This window comes from Micromonospora sp. NPDC048839 (assembly GCF_040649915.1).
Lineage (GTDB): Bacteria > Actinomycetota > Actinomycetes > Mycobacteriales > Micromonosporaceae > Micromonospora.
Window position 1 is genome coordinate 12,563 of the sequence record NZ_JBEZGL010000031.1, and the last position, 15,328, is coordinate 27,890.

16 protein-coding genes are annotated in these 15,328 nt (G+C 71.6%); 8 read left to right on the plus strand and 8 right to left on the minus strand.

The window, feature by feature from the left end; translation table 11 throughout:
• The first annotated feature begins 14 nt into the window (after window positions 1-14).
• A complete protein-coding gene (locus AB0C25_RS34770; protein WP_357379163.1) occupies window positions 15-1,181 on the plus strand; it encodes a site-2 protease family protein in 1,167 nt (388 codons plus the stop codon).
• Window positions 1,182-1,276: 95 nt separating this feature from the next.
• On the opposite strand, the gene AB0C25_RS34775 is transcribed toward AB0C25_RS34770, so the two are convergent.
• Complete coding sequence (locus tag AB0C25_RS34775; RefSeq protein WP_357379165.1) at window positions 1,277-2,560, minus strand: FAD-binding protein; 1,284 nt, start codon at window positions 2,558-2,560, stop codon at window positions 1,277-1,279.
• Complete coding sequence (locus tag AB0C25_RS34780; RefSeq protein WP_357379167.1) at window positions 2,557-3,327, minus strand: hypothetical protein; 771 nt, start codon at window positions 3,325-3,327, stop codon at window positions 2,557-2,559. Before AB0C25_RS34780 ends, AB0C25_RS34775 begins: the two co-directional genes overlap by 4 nt.
• A gap of 101 nt (window positions 3,328-3,428) precedes the next feature.
• Here AB0C25_RS34780 and AB0C25_RS34785 point away from each other — a divergent pair, with 101 nt between their 5' ends.
• Complete coding sequence (locus tag AB0C25_RS34785; RefSeq protein WP_357379169.1) at window positions 3,429-3,866, plus strand: hypothetical protein; 438 nt, start codon at window positions 3,429-3,431, stop codon at window positions 3,864-3,866.
• A 35-nt stretch (window positions 3,867-3,901) separates the two neighbouring features.
• On the opposite strand, the gene AB0C25_RS34790 is transcribed toward AB0C25_RS34785, so the two are convergent.
• From AB0C25_RS34790 to AB0C25_RS34800, 3 genes are all read right to left on the minus strand, one after another.
• Window positions 3,902-4,831, minus strand: a complete 930-nt coding sequence (locus AB0C25_RS34790; RefSeq protein ID WP_357379171.1) for an LLM class F420-dependent oxidoreductase — start codon at window positions 4,829-4,831, stop codon at window positions 3,902-3,904.
• 69 nt (window positions 4,832-4,900) lie between these two features.
• On the minus strand, window positions 4,901-5,938 hold the full coding sequence (locus tag AB0C25_RS34795) for a hypothetical protein (RefSeq protein ID WP_357379173.1): 1,038 nt from the start codon (window positions 5,936-5,938) through the stop codon (window positions 4,901-4,903).
• Window positions 5,938-6,207, minus strand: coding sequence for a hypothetical protein (locus AB0C25_RS34800; protein WP_357379175.1), 270 nt, complete (start codon window positions 6,205-6,207; stop codon window positions 5,938-5,940). The genes AB0C25_RS34795 and AB0C25_RS34800 overlap by 1 nt, the downstream gene beginning before the upstream one ends.
• An 868-nt stretch (window positions 6,208-7,075) precedes the next feature.
• On the opposite strand from AB0C25_RS34800, the gene AB0C25_RS34805 reads away from it, so the two are divergent.
• The 4 genes from AB0C25_RS34805 to AB0C25_RS34820 all read left to right on the plus strand — a co-directional run bounded on the left by AB0C25_RS34805 (window position 7,076) and on the right by AB0C25_RS34820 (window position 11,032).
• Window positions 7,076-7,555: a hypothetical protein gene (locus tag AB0C25_RS34805; protein WP_357379176.1), complete on the plus strand. Its 480-nt coding sequence runs from the start codon at window positions 7,076-7,078 to the stop codon at window positions 7,553-7,555.
• Between the two features lie 73 nt (window positions 7,556-7,628).
• Window positions 7,629-8,807, plus strand: coding sequence for an MFS transporter (locus AB0C25_RS34810; RefSeq protein WP_357379178.1), 1,179 nt, complete (start codon window positions 7,629-7,631; stop codon window positions 8,805-8,807).
• A 10-nt stretch (window positions 8,808-8,817) separates the two neighbouring features.
• Window positions 8,818-9,762, plus strand: a complete 945-nt coding sequence (locus tag AB0C25_RS34815; protein ID WP_357379180.1) for an RNA polymerase sigma-70 factor — start codon at window positions 8,818-8,820, stop codon at window positions 9,760-9,762.
• A gap of 82 nt (window positions 9,763-9,844) precedes the next feature.
• Window positions 9,845-11,032, plus strand: a complete 1,188-nt coding sequence (locus AB0C25_RS34820) for an FAD-dependent oxidoreductase (protein WP_357379182.1) — start codon at window positions 9,845-9,847, stop codon at window positions 11,030-11,032.
• A gap of 118 nt (window positions 11,033-11,150) precedes the next feature.
• Here AB0C25_RS34820 and AB0C25_RS34825 read toward each other — a convergent pair whose 3' ends face one another.
• Window positions 11,151-11,738, minus strand: a complete 588-nt coding sequence (locus AB0C25_RS34825) for a DJ-1/PfpI family protein (protein ID WP_357379184.1) — start codon at window positions 11,736-11,738, stop codon at window positions 11,151-11,153.
• A 53-nt stretch (window positions 11,739-11,791) separates the two neighbouring features.
• Between AB0C25_RS34825 and AB0C25_RS34830 the strand changes: the two genes are divergently transcribed.
• The gene (locus tag AB0C25_RS34830; protein WP_357379186.1) at window positions 11,792-12,736 is read left to right on the plus strand and encodes a DJ-1/PfpI family protein; all 945 of its coding nucleotides are present in this window, start codon (window positions 11,792-11,794) and stop codon (window positions 12,734-12,736) included.
• Window positions 12,737-12,792: 56 nt separating this feature from the next.
• Here AB0C25_RS34830 and AB0C25_RS34835 read toward each other — a convergent pair whose 3' ends face one another.
• Window positions 12,793-13,284 (minus strand): YcxB family protein, encoded by a 492-nt coding sequence (locus AB0C25_RS34835; RefSeq protein ID WP_357379188.1) that lies wholly within the window; start codon window positions 13,282-13,284, stop codon window positions 12,793-12,795.
• Between the two features lie 33 nt (window positions 13,285-13,317).
• Here AB0C25_RS34835 and AB0C25_RS34840 point away from each other — a divergent pair, with 33 nt between their 5' ends.
• A complete protein-coding gene (locus tag AB0C25_RS34840) occupies window positions 13,318-13,779 on the plus strand; it encodes a GNAT family N-acetyltransferase (RefSeq protein ID WP_357379190.1) in 462 nt (153 codons plus the stop codon).
• A 65-nt stretch (window positions 13,780-13,844) separates the two neighbouring features.
• On the opposite strand, the gene AB0C25_RS34845 is transcribed toward AB0C25_RS34840, so the two are convergent.
• Window positions 13,845-14,771, minus strand: a complete 927-nt coding sequence (locus AB0C25_RS34845) for an AraC family transcriptional regulator (protein WP_357379192.1) — start codon at window positions 14,769-14,771, stop codon at window positions 13,845-13,847.
• Between the last annotated feature and the right edge of the window lie 557 nt (window positions 14,772-15,328).

The following is a 15,328-nucleotide window of genomic DNA, read 5'->3' on the forward strand; positions in this document are numbered from 1 at the left end:
GGTATCTCGGTGGGATGAGGGCCAGTTTCCGACTTGGTCGGATCGCGGGAGTGCCGGTCGGGGTCAACTGGAGCGTTCTGGTCATCTTCGCGTTGATCGCGTGGGGTCTGGCCGCCAATCAGTTCCCCCGCTCGTACCCCGATCGCTCGTCCGTGGCGTACACCCTCGCCGGGCTGGCCGCGGCGGTGGTCTTCTTCGTCGGCCTGCTCGCCCACGAGGTGTCGCACGCGGTGGTGGCCAAGCGCAACGGGCTGGCGGTCGACGGCATCACGCTGTGGCTGTTCGGCGGTGTGGCCGAGCTGCGGGGCGAGCCGCGCGACCCGGGCGCGGAGCTGCGCATCGCGGGGGTCGGCCCCCTGGTCAGCCTGCTGCTCGGGGCATTCTTCGGCGTGATCGCCGCGCTGCTCGCGCTGGCCGGGCAGGACGGGTTGCTCTTCGGGGCGGTGGCGTGGCTGGCCGGCATCAACGTGCTGCTGGCCATCTTCAACGTGCTGCCGGCCGCACCCCTGGACGGCGGCCGGTTGTTGCGCGCCGCGGTGTGGAAGGCCACCGGTGACCGGACCAGAGCGTCGGTGGTCGCCGCGCGGGCGGGTTGGGTGCTGGGCGTCCTGCTGATCGGCCTGGGGCTGTGGCAGTTCCTGTCCGGAGTCGGCTTCGGTGGGCTCTGGCTGGCCCTGATCGGTTGGTTCCTGATCGGTGCAGCCGGGACCGAGGAACGGCAGGCCCGCACCGGCAGTGCCCTACGCGGGGTCCGGGTGGGTGACGTCATGACGCCGCACCCGCAGACCGCCTCGGCGGAGATGACGGTCGCCGACTTCGTCGACCACTACCTGTTCGCGTACCGGCATTCGGCGCTGCCTCTCACCGAGGAGGGCCGGCCGATCGGCCTGGTCACCGTCGACCGGGTGCGCGGTGTGCCGGCCGAGCGGCGGGCGTCGACCACGCTTGCCGAGGTGGCCTGCCGGGCCGACCAGTTGGTCCTCGCCCAGCCCGGCGAGCAACTCAACGACCTGCTCCCCCGGCTCAGCGAGTGCGCCGACGGCCGCGCCCTGGTGGTGAGCGAAGACGGCCGCCTAACCGGAATCGTCTCCCCCAGCGACATCAGCCGAGCAGTCCAACGCAGCACCCTGCGCACCCCGGCCACCCCCACCCCGGCCCACACCCCCGACCAACCCCGTTGATCATGGAGTTATTGTCACGACACGCCGGGCAGGGCGGCAATAACCTCATGATCAACGGGGGTCAGGGGGCGGGGCGGGGGGCGGCGGGGGTGGGGTTAGCGGGGGAAGTGGCGGTCTAGGAGGGCCGTGCGGAACTTGCCGGTTGGGTCCAGGTGGGGCAGCAGGGCGGCGAAGTCGGCATGGCGGGGGTAACGGGCCGCCAGCTCCGTCGGGTCGGTCACGAAGACCTTGCCCCAGTGTGGGCGCGGCGCGAACGGCGCCAGGCGCTCCTCCACCGCGGCCACCACCGGCAGTACGGCCGCGGTGTCGGCGATCCAGGTGAAGTGCACGACGAAGCTGTCCCGCTGGTGGTTCGGGCTGAGCCACAGCTCGTCCGCCGCCACGGTCCGCAGTTCGCACACCAGCAGTACCGGTGCGATCAGGTGCGCCACCTCGTCCAGCGCGGCGAGCGCGTCGGCCGCCGCCGTACGCGGCACGTGGTACTCGGACTGCAACTCGTCGCCGCTGCTCGGGGTGAAGCCGAGCTTGAAGTGCGGCAGCCGCTCGTGCCACGGGCCCGGTTCGCCGAGCTGCGGGGTGCAGTTCTCCGGCGGCATGCCGAGTACCGGGTGTCGTGGCTCGGTGGCGGCGGTGGTGCCCAGCCAGTCCGCCGAGGGCGGCGGCTGGTCGGCTGCCTGCTTGCGCCACACCTCACGCAGTCGGGGCGTACGCCAGTCGGTGAAGACGCTCACGCTGTACGCCGAGCCGAGCGCCTCGTCCAACGCCTCCCGGTCGAGGTCGAGCGCCACGTACTGGCGCAGCTCGAAGGCCGGCACCACGTCCAGGGTGACCCTGGTGACCAGGCCGAGCGCGCCGAGACCGACCACCATGCCGGCGAACGTGTCCGGGTCGGTCTCGCGGTCGACCCGCAGCAGGTCGCCGTCGGCGGTGACCAACTCCAGGCCGGCGACCGCGGTGGCCAGGTTGCCGTGCGCCTGACCGGAACCGTGGGTGGCGGTGGCCACCGCGCCGGCCACCGAGATGTGTGGCAACGAGGCGAGGTTGGCCAGTGCGTACCCCTGGGTGTGCAGGTGTCGGGCGAGGTCGCCGTAGCGCATCGCGCCGCTCACGGTGACCTGCCCGCGCTCGCGGTCCAGCTCGACGACCGGGGGCAGCCCGGCGAGGGTGACCAGGTCACCGACGGTGTCGCCGAGGCGGTTGAAGGAGTGCCCGCTGCCCACCGCCCGGATCCGGGTGCTGCCGGCGACCAGGCGGCGCAGGTCGTCGGTGGAGGTCGGTCGGTGGAACGCCCGCGCGGCGTACCGCACGTTGCCGGCCCAGTTGCGGCGCGGAACGTCGGCCGCGGTGGCCGGTGTGGCGGGCTGTCCGTGCGCGATCATGTTGCGGTCTCCCGATCGGTGGACGGGTGGTCGGCCAACGCGGCGACGAGGGCGTCCAGAACCGTATCCGTCTGGTACGTGTTGTAGCCACGCTGGGCGATCGGCAGACCGGCCGCGCCGGCGCGTTCGATCTCACCCCGGGCCGCCTGCCGGGTCGGGGCGTCCCCGGACAGCAGGGCGTCCTGGCCGCGTCGGATCAACCTGTCGACCCGGTCCATCTGGTAGCCGCGCAGGCCCACCGGGAGGTCCGGGTCGGCGAAGGCCGCTCGGCGCAGCGCCAGCAGGTCGACGAAACGGTCACCGGCGTACTGCGTGAGCGCGGCGGCCACCTGGTCGGGCTGCTCGCGGACCTGGTCGAGGACGAGCAGCTCGATGGCGGGCCGGCCGTCGACTGGGTGGCGGGCGGTCACCGGCTCCAGCGGCACTCCCGGCACGGGCACCAGCAGCAGTCGCGGCGGTTTCCGGTAGCCGTCGCGGCGGGGCGGCTCGTCGAGCACCAACGTGTCGACCTCGGCCCACGGGATGTGCCGGCGCAGGCCGGGTCGTCGGATGCTGAGCCCGTCGGAGCCGATCCCGAACCGGAACGGCCGCAGCGCGCTGGCCAGCGCCACGACGCCGAGCGCGACGGCACCGCCCGCGATGATCGTCCGTAGCAGGGCGCCGTCGCTGGGATAGACCAGGAGCAACACCCCACCGAGTACGCACACCAGAGCGAGCGCACGGGCCCCCCGATTCCGGCGTAGTTCCACGCTCGGACCCCCGTTCATGACCGTGGCGTCGGTTCCAGCATCTTCCGCCAAACCGCCCACCGGGGACACCGGTCGATCGGGCACGGTTGTTCTCGTCATCGCCGGGGAACCCTACGCCCATGAGCAGCTACCGTGATCCGGCCCCACGGGGCGATGTGTATCCCTCCGAGGAGGAGCTGGACCCGACCGGCAGCGGCGTGGAGCAGGCCAGCGCGCCGTCGGCGAGCGGGTTGCCCAGCCATCCGGCGCCCACACCCGGTCCCCGACCCACCCCGGCGCCCGCGCCGGCCCCGACGCCGGTGCCGGCACCCGGCCCGCCGCCGCGCACGCCCGGCACCGGGCCACAGTCGATCGTGACCCGGCACCTGGACGGCTCGGTGGAGGTGGTCACCGACCTGGACGGCGACGGCGTGGCCGATGTCGTCCAGATCGATGTCGACGGCGACGGGATTCCCGACATCACCTATGTGGACAGTGACCGGGACGGGCGGTTGGACACCGTGCTGAGGGACGCGAACGTGTCCGGGACGGGCGTGGGCGCCCATCGCCGCGTGTGAACCGCGAGCGGCACCCCCCAGGGCGGCTCGTTGGCTCAGAGCTTCGCCATCACCTCGTTGGCGACAAGTTCGAGGTGCGCCAGGTCGCCGAGGTCCAATACCTGGAGGTAGAGCCGCTCGCTGCCGATCTCCGCGTACCGGCCGATGGTGTCCAGCACCTCGCTGGGCGTCCCGGCCAGGCCGTTGGCCCGCAGTTCGTCCGGTTCGCGGCCGATCGCGGCGGCCCGACGCGCCACCTCGGCGTCGTCACGCCCGCAGCAGAGCACCAGCGCGTTGGACCAGACCAGCTCGGCCGGGTCCCGGCCGATCTCCGCGCACGCCGCGCGGACCCGGTCGAACTGCGCCGCCGTGTCCGGCACCGAGGCGAACGGCAGGTTGAACTCGTCGGCGTAGCGGGCGGCCAGCGCGGGGGTGCGCTTCGGTCCCGTCCCGCCGAGCAGGATCGGTGGACGCGGCTGCTGCACGGGCTTAGGCAGCGCGGGTGAGTCCCGGACCGGGTAGTACCTGCCGGCGTACTCGTAGCGCTCCCCCGCTGGTGTGGACCACAGTCCGGTGATCACGGCGAGTTGCTCCTCCAGCCGGTCGAACCGCTCGGCCAGTGGCGGAAACGGAATGCCGTACGCGGTGTGCTCCTCGGCGTACCAGCCGGTGCCGATGCCCAGCTCCACGCGACCGCCGCTCATCTGGTCGACCTGCGCAACGGTGATCGCCAGCGGGCCGGGCAGCCGGAAGGTGGCCGCGGTCATCAACGTGCCGAGCCGGATCCGGCTGGTGTCGCGGGCCAGGCCGGCCAGCGTGGTCCACGCGTCGGTGGGGCCGGGAGCCCCGGTGCCGTCGCCCATCCTGAGGTAGTGGTCGGACCGGAAGAACGCGCCGTAGCCGGCGTCCTCGGCGCAGCGGGCGACAGTGAGCAGTTGGTCGTAGCTGGCGCCCTGCTGGGGTTCGGTGAAGATCCGCAGTTCCATGATCCGAGCATAGGGTCCCCCGCTCGGACCCGGTCGGTGGTCGCACCGACCGGGTCCTCAGCCGCGGACTCAGACGTACGGCGGGGTGGAGTAGGCCGCCCGCAGCGCGGCCAGCCCGGTCGCCTTCGGCGTCAGCGTGCCCCACCCGGAGTTGAAGTAGTTGGTCCGGGTGATCACCGGCCCACGCTCGGCGTTGAGCTGCGCGATGGCCGCCGGCACGGTGGCGATCCAGGCGGCCTGGTTGGGGATCTCAGCCACCCGCACCCCCCACTCGGCGATGAGCACCGGACGGGACAGCGCCACCGGGCCGAGGTCGGCCACCGCCCAGTCCTTGGTACGGCGGAACCGGGCCAGCGCGGTGTGGCTGGCGTTGGTGCCGTAGACGTTCCACTGGAGGAAATCCAGCCGGGTCATCAACGACTCGGGGTGGACGCGCTGGAAGCAGGCTCGGTCGAAACCGCCGACGCCTACCGAGAATGTCGTACCGCCGGGCAGTGTCCGCGCCTTGAACCACGTGAGCATGTAGTTGAGCGCCTGCAACGCGCGAGCGTCGGACTGCGCCCAGGTGTACCCGACGCCGCCTTCGGTGGTACCGAACTCGTGGTCGGTGTCCAACTCGGACGCGAGTTGGATGTTCACGCCGAAGCCGAGCGTCCGGTACTGCGCCAGCGCGCGGGCGAACAACCCGTCACACTGACCGCTGACCACCTGGCCGTACCCGTAGGCCTTCGGCCAGGTGGTGCTGGGGCGCTGCTGGATGGTCATCGACGGCGCCGGCACGGTGTAGGTGGTGCCGTCCACGGTGAAGGTCTGCGGGCCGTCCGGGGCGCCGTAGTGCTTCAGCTCCAGGACCATGTTCATCTGGATTCCCGACCGGCCCAGGGTGATCAGCCAGGGCCGGTTGTAGCCGGGGAAGATGTAGCCGTCGGCGAAGCTGCGGTACTGGGTCAGTGAGCGGAAGTTGCCGCCGGCCATGTCGGCGGTCGGGTCGGCACCCCCGGAGAGGTAGTAGCCGCCGAGTACCGGCTGGCCACCCACGGTGTAGTCGGCGCTGGCCGTCGCGGTGTTGCCGGCGGCGTCGCGCACCTGCACGGTGACGCGGGGCATCACGCCACCGCCCGGTAGACGGCGACCGCGCCGTTGTCGGAGACCCGGGTCCAGGTACGCCCGGAGGTGTCGGTGACGGTCAGGGTGAGCGGGTCGATGACCGCGGTGACCTTGACGGGTGCGCTGCTGTTGCCCTGCGCGTCGGTCACCACGATGGTGACGGTCAACGGCTTGGTGTCGGCGTCGGAGTAGGTGACGGTCAGCAGCATCTGGGCGCCGGGCGGGAAGGCCGACGCGTTCAGGCTTGCGGTTACGGTGGGAGCGGCCATGGGGGTGCCTCTCTGAACTAGATCGCCGGGTCTGGGCGCGCTGGGCGACGCCGGACCGGCGGGACGCACACAGGTGCGGAAGGGAAGGCGGAGCACCGGCCCAGGCGACGCGGCCATGCGGTGGCGTCGGCGGTGATGACGTCCTTGTCCCGGTGAGGACGAACCCGCTGAGGGCGCCCCCAGCGGAGTCGGCACCTGCCCCAACAGTGCTCCGCCGGAGGCCCTACCGTCTTGTCCGTTGCACGACAGGGACCCCCGTTGAGCTGCGAAAACGTGAATCGCGGCTGCTGTTCGGCCGCGCACCCCGAACGGTCCAGACCCGCGCGCCGAGGTGGACCGAGCCGTCCGGATCGACCGGAAGGCGGGCCGCCAGCCCCTCCCGCAGAGCGGTCCGCGCACGCTCGGCAACCCGCGTGACGTACGCCGGCGTCGTGCCCTGTCCTCGTCGAGCGCCGCCGCGGCCGGATCGAGCTGTGCGGCGGCGCTGCGGGTCGGCGGCGTTGATCGCCGCCTCACAGTCCTCAGCCAAGACGGGGCTGGGGGTCGCGGCGAGGGTCGCTGGCTGTCCGCTGTGGCTGCCCGCCAGGTCGATGTGCTGGTGCGCGATATACCTGAGAGTCATAAATATGACGCTGAGGTATACCGCTCACTACCGCATCCACCCCCACGGAGGTGACCGACGGTTACCGCCGGCCGCCGGCCGCGCCTCTCGTCGGACCCGTGCAGGGCAGCGGCCTCGGCACGGCCGTGTTGCGCGACCCGCTGGACCGGTGCGACCGCGACGGCACCCTGGTCCGGCTGAACGTGTTGCGGGGCAGTGTTCATGGTGCGCGCGCCGCTACCTTTGCTGTCAATGTAACGTTGACAGATGACGTCGGAGTTGGCGCAGTTGGCGGACGTCCAGGTCGCCCGCGCCCATCTGGACGAGCGGGAACTGGACCTGATCGACCGGGCGCGGCACGACGGCGCGACGTGGGCGCAGGTGGCGCAGGCGTTGGGCCTCGGCAGCCGGCAGGCCGCCGAGCAGCGCCGACAGCGCCTGGTGGCGGCGCGGAGGTCCCGGCAGCAGCACCGCGACCTCGGCTACCCGGCGCAGATCGCGGCACTGCGCGCCGCCGTGGCCGAGCTTGAGCGATGGATCGCGGCGGACCGGCGGTGGAACGCCCGGTTCCGTCGAGCGGCGCTCGTGCGCAGCACGGTGGACGCCGCCCTGGACGCCGCCCCGGGGTCGCTGTACGCGCTGACCCTGCCCCTCGCCGCCGACCTCGCCGAAGCGGGCGACCGGCTGCCGGCACCCGCCCGAGCCGCGGCGGCGGCGCTCGACGCCGCATTGTCAATGCCACGTTGACGTGAGCCGTCAACATTGCGCCGACAAGCCTCAAGGCAAAGGATGAGTCATCCCGACTCAACCTGGAGGGCTCATGCGGCGCAACGCCGGACTGTTCGTGGCGATCTCACTGCTGTCCGGCCTCGGCAGCAGCGCCATGTCCCTGGTGGCCGGCATCTGGACCCTGGACCTGACCGGCTCCACCGGCCTCGCGGCCCTCACCGGGCTCTGCGTGTACGCCCCGGTGCTCGCCGGCCCGTGGCTCGGCGGCCTGCTCGACCGGGCACCCCGACGGCCGCTGGTCATCGCGGTCAACCTCGTGTTGGCCACCGCCCTGCTGGCCCTGTTCGCGGTACGCGGGCCGGGGCAGACGTGGCTGATCTTCGCCGTCTCGTGCGTCTACGGCGTCAGCTACGTGCTCATCGACGCGGGCGAGACGGCGCTGCTGCCGTCCGCGCTGTCACCCACGGAACTCGGCGACGTCAACGGGTGGCGATCGAGCGCAGGCGAGGGCATGAAGCTCGTCGCTCCCCTGGCCGGGGCGGGCCTCTACGCCTGGCACGGTGGCCACGCGGTCGTCGTCCTCAGCGCGTGCGCGCCGGTCCTGGTCGCCATCCTGTACGCGGCGGTGCGCCTCAACCGGACGCCACCGGTCCAGCCGACGCGGCGACGCCCGGGCCTGCGTACCGGATTGTCGGCCCTGTTCGGACAGCGGGCGACGGCCGTGCCGATCGTGCTCGCCGCCGTGTCGATCGCCATGTCCGGCTTCACGACCGCGGCGATCTACACGATCGTGACCACCGACCTCCGTCTCCCGACGACGTTCCTGGGGGTGCTGACAAGCGCACAGGGCGGCGGTTCCGTCATCGGCGGCCTGATCGTCGGCAGGCTCCTGGCCGGTCGGGGTCCGGGTGCGGTCGGCGTCGCCGGGACCGTGCTGTTCGCCGTCGGTTGCCTGGCGCGTGGCCTGCCATGGTGGCCGGTCACGGTCGCCGGCGCGGTGGTCGCCGGCATCGGCCTGCCCTGGACCCTGGTCGCCGCGGTGACGGCCGTGCAGACACACACGCCGTCGGAGCTGCTGGGCCGGGTGTCCGCGACGGCGAACACCGCGATGTTCGGCCCACTCGTGCTGGCCATCCCCCTCGGCTCGGCGGCCGTCCACCTCGGCGGTCGCCCGCCGCTCGTCGCCGCTGTCGTGATCTGCCTGACGGCGGTGGCCGTCACGCTCGCCCATCCGCTGACGACGACTGGCCGGGCACCCGGACGTGGTTGACTATCGAGCCATGCCACTCAGTCCGGACGAGGTCGAGCTCTTCGAACGCGCCAGGGCTCGCCTGGGGGCGATCGCCTATCGGCTGCTGGGCTCGGCAAGTGACGCCGAGGACGCGGTGCAGGACACGTTCCTGCGCTGGCAGGCCGCCGACCGGCAGCGCGTCGAGACGCCCGAGGCCTGGCTGACGAAGGCGCTCACCAACGTGTGCCTCAACCAGCTCACCTCGGCGCGGGCCCGACGCGAGACGTACGTGGGCACCTGGCTGCCCGAACCGATCCTGGCCGGGGACCGGATGCTCGGCCCACTCGACACCGCCGAGCAGCGCGAGTCGGTCTCCATGGCGGTGCTCACCCTGCTGGAGCGACTGTCGGCCAAGGAGCGCGCGGTGTACGTGCTCCGCGAGGCCTTCGGCTACACACACGCGGAGATCGCCGACCTGCTCGGCGTCAGCGAGTCGAACTGCCAGCAGATCTACCGGCGGGCCAAGCAGCACGTCGCCGGCGACCGGGCCCGCGCCGAGGTCGACGGCGCCACCGCGCGCCGGATCGTCGAGGAGTTCCTCGCGGCGGCCGCCAACGGCGAGACCCAGCGGCTGGTCACGCTCCTCACCGACGACGTAACGAGCATCGGCGACGGCGGCGGCAAGATCCCGGCCCGGACCACACCCGTCGTCGGCGCGCTGGCGGTGGCCCGGTTCCTGCGCGGCCTGTTCGCGCCCAGCACCGCCAAACGCGACATCGTGGGCGGCAGCCCCGCCCTCTACACCGAGGTCGTCAACGGCGGTCCGGCGCTGGTGGTGGTGCTCGACGAACAGGTCGTCGGGGTCATGACGCTGAAGGTGACGCCCGACGGCGTCGCGGCCCTGCACGTCCAGGTCAACCCGGACAAGCTCGCCCGCGCCACCCGCCACTGGTCCACATCCGCGCACGGGGAGCCCCTGCTGCACGTCTGGTGACCCAGCTCTCAGCCGACTCCTGTCAGGAATCGGGACGCTGTCCGGTTCAGGAAGCGACCCTCACCGAGACAGGAGTGACACCATGAAGCACCGGATCGTCGTCCTCGGGGCTGGATACGCCGGAGCCATCGCCGCCGGGCGTCTCGCCCGGCGGCTGCACCGCGACGACACGCAGATCACCATCGTCAACGCCGACGACGACTTCGTCGAGCGGGTCCGTATGCACCAACTCGCCACCGGCCAGCACCTCAGGCGTCGACCGCTGACCGACGTCTACGCAGGCACCGGCGTCGAGATCCGGGTGGCCCGGGTCACCGCCGTCGACGTCGACCGCCGGACCGTCGCGCTCGTCGCCGAGGACGGCACCGACGAGATCGCGTACGACACGCTCGTCTACGCCCTCGGCAGCACCAGCGCGGACCACGGCGTCCCCGGTGTCGCCGAGCACGCGTACGACCTCGCCGGCAGGCCGTCGGCAGCGCGGTTACGCGACCGCCTGGCCCAGCTCCCGGCCGGCGCGACAGTGCTCGTCGTCGGCGGCGGCCTCACCGGCCTGGAAGCGGTAACCGAGATCGCGGAGGCCCGCCCGGACCTCGACGTCGCGCTCGCCGCCCGGGGCGCGCTCGGTGACTGGCTCACCGCGAAGGCGCGGCAGCACCTGCGCGGGGTCTGCGACCGGCTCGGCATCACCGTCCACGAGCACACCGACATCGCCCGGGTCGACGCCACCGGCGCGGTCACCGGCGGCGGCCGGGTGCTCCCGGCCCAGGTGACCGTGTGGACGGCCGGCTTCGCCGTCCACCCCATCGCCGCCGCCACGACCCTGACCGTTGCGGACAGCGGGCAGATCGTCGTCGACGCCACGATGCGGTCGGTCTCCCACCCCGACGTGTACGCCGTCGGCGACGCCGCACTCGCCGAGGGGCCGGGCGGGAAACCGCTGCGGATGTCCTGCGCCTCGGGAACCCCGATGGCCTGGCAGGCCGCCGACGCCATCGCCACCCGCCTGACCGGTCGGACGAAGATCCCGAAGGCCCCGCTGCGCTACTTCAACCAGTGCATCAGCCTCGGCCGCCGCGACGGCATCATCCAGTACGTGACCGCCGACGACCGGGCGCGGCCCGCTCTGCTCAAGGGCACACTGGCGGCCCGCTACAAGGAGTTCGTCTGCGCGGGCGCGGCCTGGAGCATCTCCCGCCCGATCCTGTACCCGGTGCGCCGCCACCGCATCACCGCGACCCGATCGGAGACCCTCGCGACGATGTCGTGACCGGGTGACCCACCGGCGGACGAGGATCGACCTGCTTGACTCTTTCGTCATGCTGGCACGAGCACCGGAACTCCGGTCGTCACCGACCAACTAGGGAGGCCGGGGTACCTCACTCCGTCTACCTCGCGGGCGCGAGCCAGGTGGGCGCCGGTCGCGCGTACTCGATGGTGGCCGCGACGCGGTCGGCGGTGGCCGCGTCGAACTCTCGTTCCGTGATCCACAGGGCCAGGTCCAGTCCGGCCGCGAGCGCGCCGGCGGTGATGCGGTCCCCGTCGTCGACGACCCGCTCGTCGACGACGTCGACGCCGTAGGAGCGCAACTCCTCGTACGCGTTGCGGTTGGTGGTCGCCTGCCGCTGGCCCAGCAGGCCGGCGGCCGCCAGCAACAGACCGCCGGTGCAGACCGACGCCATCCAGCGGGTCGAGGGGGCCAGCGCGGCCAGCCGAGCGGGGAGTACGCCGTGCTGCGCCTGCGCCCAGGCACCCGCAGCGGCCCGGTTCAGCCACCCTCCGCCCGGCACGACCACACCGTCGGGCCGACCCAGCACCGCGGGCACCTGAAGGTGGACGCCCCGCATGCTGACCACCGGGCCGGGCCGCTCGACCGCGACCAGCTCGACCGCGAATCCGGCGATCGCCAGCACCTCGAAGGGGCCGAACACGTCCAACTCGTCGAATCCGTCGAACACCACGATCTCTATCCGCATTCGACGAGGATCCCGCCCCGCCACAGTGGACGGCGAGTGGCATCCTCGCCACTGTGCATAAGCAATCGGCCACGCACCGGGTCGCCGTACTGGCCCTGCCACCCGTCGTCGCCTTCGACCTGACCATCGCGACACACGTCTTCGGCCACGAGGGCGGGGGCCGGTACGCGACCACCGTCTGCTCGCCGGACGGCGGCGCGGTCGCCACCACCACCGCCGGGCTGGGCCTGACCGTCGATGCCACGATCGACGCCCTCACCGACGCCGACACCGTGATCGTTCCCGGTTTCCGCCGAGGACCAGCGCCGGCTCAGGCACTCGACGCCCTGCGCGACGCGTACCGGCGTGGCGCCCGCATCGCCTCGATCTGCACCGGCGCGTTCGCACTGGCCCAGTCCGGCCTGCTCGACGGTCGGCGGGCGACCACCCACTGGATGCACGCCGAGGCGCTGGCCCGCGAACACCCCGAGGTGACCGTCGACGCCAATGCGCTGTACGTCGACGAGGGACAGGTGTTGACCAGCGCCGGGCTGGCGGCGGGCCTCGACCTGTGCCTCTATCTGGTGGGTCGGGACCACGGCCAGCACGTGGCCATCGAGCGCGCCCGTCTCATGGTCACACCGTTGCACCGGGCGGGCGGTCAGGCGCAGTTCGTCCCCGCCCACACGAGCGGGGACGACGTGGAGATGGCCGCCGTCACCACCTGGGCGACCGCCAACCTGCACCTGCCGATCACCGTCGCGGACCTTGCCCGGCAGGGTCTTCAGTCCACCCGCACGTTGCACCGCAACTTTCGACAACTGTTCGGGTTGAGCCCGCAGGCATGGCTGACCGAGCAACGACTGCGCGCGGCCTGCGGGCTGCTGGAAAGCGACGACATCACGATCGACGAGGTCGCCAGACGGACCGGGCTGGGCACCGCCACCAACCTGCGCGCCCATTTCCGGCGAGCCTTCGCCACCACGCCCACCGCCTACCGCCGCGCCTTCACCCCCTGACGCGCCCGCCTCGGTGATCAGCTCGACGTTGCGGGCCGACGGCCGTACCGGGGTGGTTACTGGAGCAGGCCGCGCTCGGCCAGATAGGCCCGCAGCGTCTCGTCGTCCTCGGCGGACATCAGGCGACGTGGGATGACTGTCGCCGGCATCCGCCCGACGAACACGATCCAGAACTCGGGGGTGTCCTTCACCTGGCTTACCCCATCCCAGGCGATGCCGCTGGACTGCGAGCCGCTGCTCATCATGATGTTGTTGTCGGTGATGTCGTAGGCGCCCTCGACCGCGTAACCGCTGGAGCGGCGCCGGGCGCGCCACCGCACCCACGGCGAATACAGCATCGACAGCAGACCGGCCACGGCCACGGCCGTGAACAGCGGCGAGATCTGGTCGGCCCGGTCGGAGCCGCGCGAGACGGCGAGGCCGATCGCCCCCACCGCCACCAGCACCGCGCCGATGATGCCGTACCGGCGCAGGCGTACCCGGCTGAGCACGGCGGCCACGCGGCCCGGGTAGGCGGGATCGGCGGGGACGTCGAAGTGGATGTGCACGCCAGAACGATAGTGCCCGGCTAGCCTGTCCGGATGCGTGATCTTCGCTTCGAGGCGGTGCGGCCCGACGGCGACGACGCCGTCTGCTCGGACTGGCAGTACGTCCACAACCTGATCATCCCGACCAGCCCGCTCTCTGTCGACGAGATCCGTGCACGTGCCGACCGCAACCGCCTCAACGTCTCCTATCACGGCGACACCCTCGTGGGTTGCTCGACGGTCCGACCGCCAATGGACGACCAGGCGACGGCGACGGTCATCGTCCGCGTGCTGCCGGAGCACCGCCGACGGGGTTTCGGTGGGCAGCTGTACGACGAGGCACTCACCACGGCCCACGAGATCGGCGCCCGAGTCATCGAGACCGTCGTCCTGGCCTCCAACGAGGAGGGCCTACGGTTCGCCGAACGGCACGGTTATGTCGAGATCGACAGGTACGTGCTCGACGGTGACACAATCCCGTTCGTCGATCTCCGGTTAGCCGAACCCGCAGGATGATCTCATCGCCACAGCAGGGCAGCCGACACGCTCGGCGTCCCGGTCCGGGTGCTGGCGGGCGTTCGTCACTGACCCGGCTCCACCGGCACCGATGCGCTCGTCGCGCGGAGAGTGTCGTAGGGGTGGCAGCCGTACGCCTCGCGGTACGCCTGGGCGAAGCGCCCGGGGTGGGTCCAGCCCCAACGCCGGGCCGTCTCGGCCACGGCCTGCCCCGGCTTGGCGTGTTGCAGGTCCCAGTGCGCCTGGCGTAATCGGACGGCACGCAGGAAGGCCATCGGGGTCTGCCCGTGGTAACGCTGGAACGCCACCTGTAACGCGCGTTGGCTGACCTCGCAGGCTTCGGCGATCCGGCCCACGGTCAACGGTGACGCGGCGTGGGCCTCGATGAACTCGGCGGCCCGGCGCACGATCGCGCGGCCGACACCCGCCTGTCCGGGCAGGTAGTTGATGGTCATCGTGGTGTTCGGGAACACCGCGACGGCGGTGGTCGTCAGCAGGTCCACCAGGCCGGCGCGGGCCAGTGGACTGGCGGTCACCGCGTTGACGGCGAGTTGTCGCCGGGCGAACGCCGTCACCGACTGCCAGAGCAGGGCCATCGCTGGGGACAGGGGTGCCATCGTGGTGAACCGGAAGTTCGCGATGGGCAGGCCGGTGCGGACGGAGGCGGCCGCCGCGACCCGTTGCATCGGCAGCCGGACGAAGACCGCCCCCAGATCGTCGATGAGGTGGACCGCACCCGCAGCCGGGTACCGACCTGTCATGTTGGGGCCGAGGCGCAACTCGTCGTCCTCGGTACGGACGGCGTACCGGCCGTGCGTCACTGTGACGGCGGTGAAGTCGCGATAGGGCAACGACTCGGCGCGGTTCCGCATGGTGTATCGAGATTCGCCGATTTCCAGGTCCTCGACACGCAGTGTCGCCTGCCGGTAGCGGAATCGCGCGGGTGGTCCGGAGATGCGCACCCGGTGTTCCCCGTACTGGAGCGCGATCACGTGGTGTGCTTCTTCTGGGTCGTCAGTCTCGACGACGTCTCGGCTGACCGGCTCCTGCCCGTCAACATTCCCCGTCCACGGCATGGGCCGTCACCTCCGTCGGCCGTCGATCCGGCCCGATCTGTTTGAACGTGCCATGCGGTGGTTCGCAACGGCCTGTCGGAGACTTCCAGACCGCTGTCGCGGCATCCTCCGGGGCTTCGACACGCCGAGCCGACAAGTCGATCCAATTCCGGTACAAGACTGGCCATTTCACGAACTACAGGTCGCGTGGTGGTTCGCTGCTACGCAACAATCGAGTTCGATCCTGCATCTCCGGGCTGCACCGAGGCGGTCTCCGGAGTGAGCAGCATGACCGTGTCAATGTGGTTACGTGTTTTTTCGGCCAAGATTGTCGGGTTGCCGACAACCTCAGTCGGCAACGTCAATCCCCGTTCCCCACCTTTACCCCCTGCTGTCCGAGCCACTCACCCTGGGTCGGCCCGATCGGCCGGCCGATCGGGGTCCGCGACGATGCGACCCCGGTCGGCCGGTCCCCCTGACGATCCTGCTGGCTG

Coding starts and splice junctions, on each gene's coding strand:
- AB0C25_RS34770 (WP_357379163.1), top strand. CDS start 15: ATGAGGGCCAGTTTCCGACTTGGTCGGATCGCGGGAGTGCCGGTCGGG.
- AB0C25_RS34775 (WP_357379165.1), bottom strand. CDS start 2,560: ATGATCGCGCACGGACAGCCCGCCACACCGGCCACCGCGGCCGACGTT.
- AB0C25_RS34780 (WP_357379167.1), bottom strand. CDS start 3,327: ATGAACGGGGGTCCGAGCGTGGAACTACGCCGGAATCGGGGGGCCCGT.
- AB0C25_RS34785 (WP_357379169.1), top strand. CDS start 3,429: ATGAGCAGCTACCGTGATCCGGCCCCACGGGGCGATGTGTATCCCTCC.
- AB0C25_RS34790 (WP_357379171.1), bottom strand. CDS start 4,831: ATGGAACTGCGGATCTTCACCGAACCCCAGCAGGGCGCCAGCTACGAC.
- AB0C25_RS34795 (WP_357379173.1), bottom strand. CDS start 5,938: ATGCCCCGCGTCACCGTGCAGGTGCGCGACGCCGCCGGCAACACCGCG.
- AB0C25_RS34800 (WP_357379175.1), bottom strand. CDS start 6,207: ATGGCCGCTCCCACCGTAACCGCAAGCCTGAACGCGTCGGCCTTCCCG.
- AB0C25_RS34805 (WP_357379176.1), top strand. CDS start 7,076: ATGACGTCGGAGTTGGCGCAGTTGGCGGACGTCCAGGTCGCCCGCGCC.
- AB0C25_RS34810 (WP_357379178.1), top strand. CDS start 7,629: ATGCGGCGCAACGCCGGACTGTTCGTGGCGATCTCACTGCTGTCCGGC.
- AB0C25_RS34815 (WP_357379180.1), top strand. CDS start 8,818: ATGCCACTCAGTCCGGACGAGGTCGAGCTCTTCGAACGCGCCAGGGCT.
- AB0C25_RS34820 (WP_357379182.1), top strand. CDS start 9,845: ATGAAGCACCGGATCGTCGTCCTCGGGGCTGGATACGCCGGAGCCATC.
- AB0C25_RS34825 (WP_357379184.1), bottom strand. CDS start 11,738: ATGCGGATAGAGATCGTGGTGTTCGACGGATTCGACGAGTTGGACGTG.
- AB0C25_RS34840 (WP_357379190.1), top strand. CDS start 13,318: ATGCGTGATCTTCGCTTCGAGGCGGTGCGGCCCGACGGCGACGACGCC.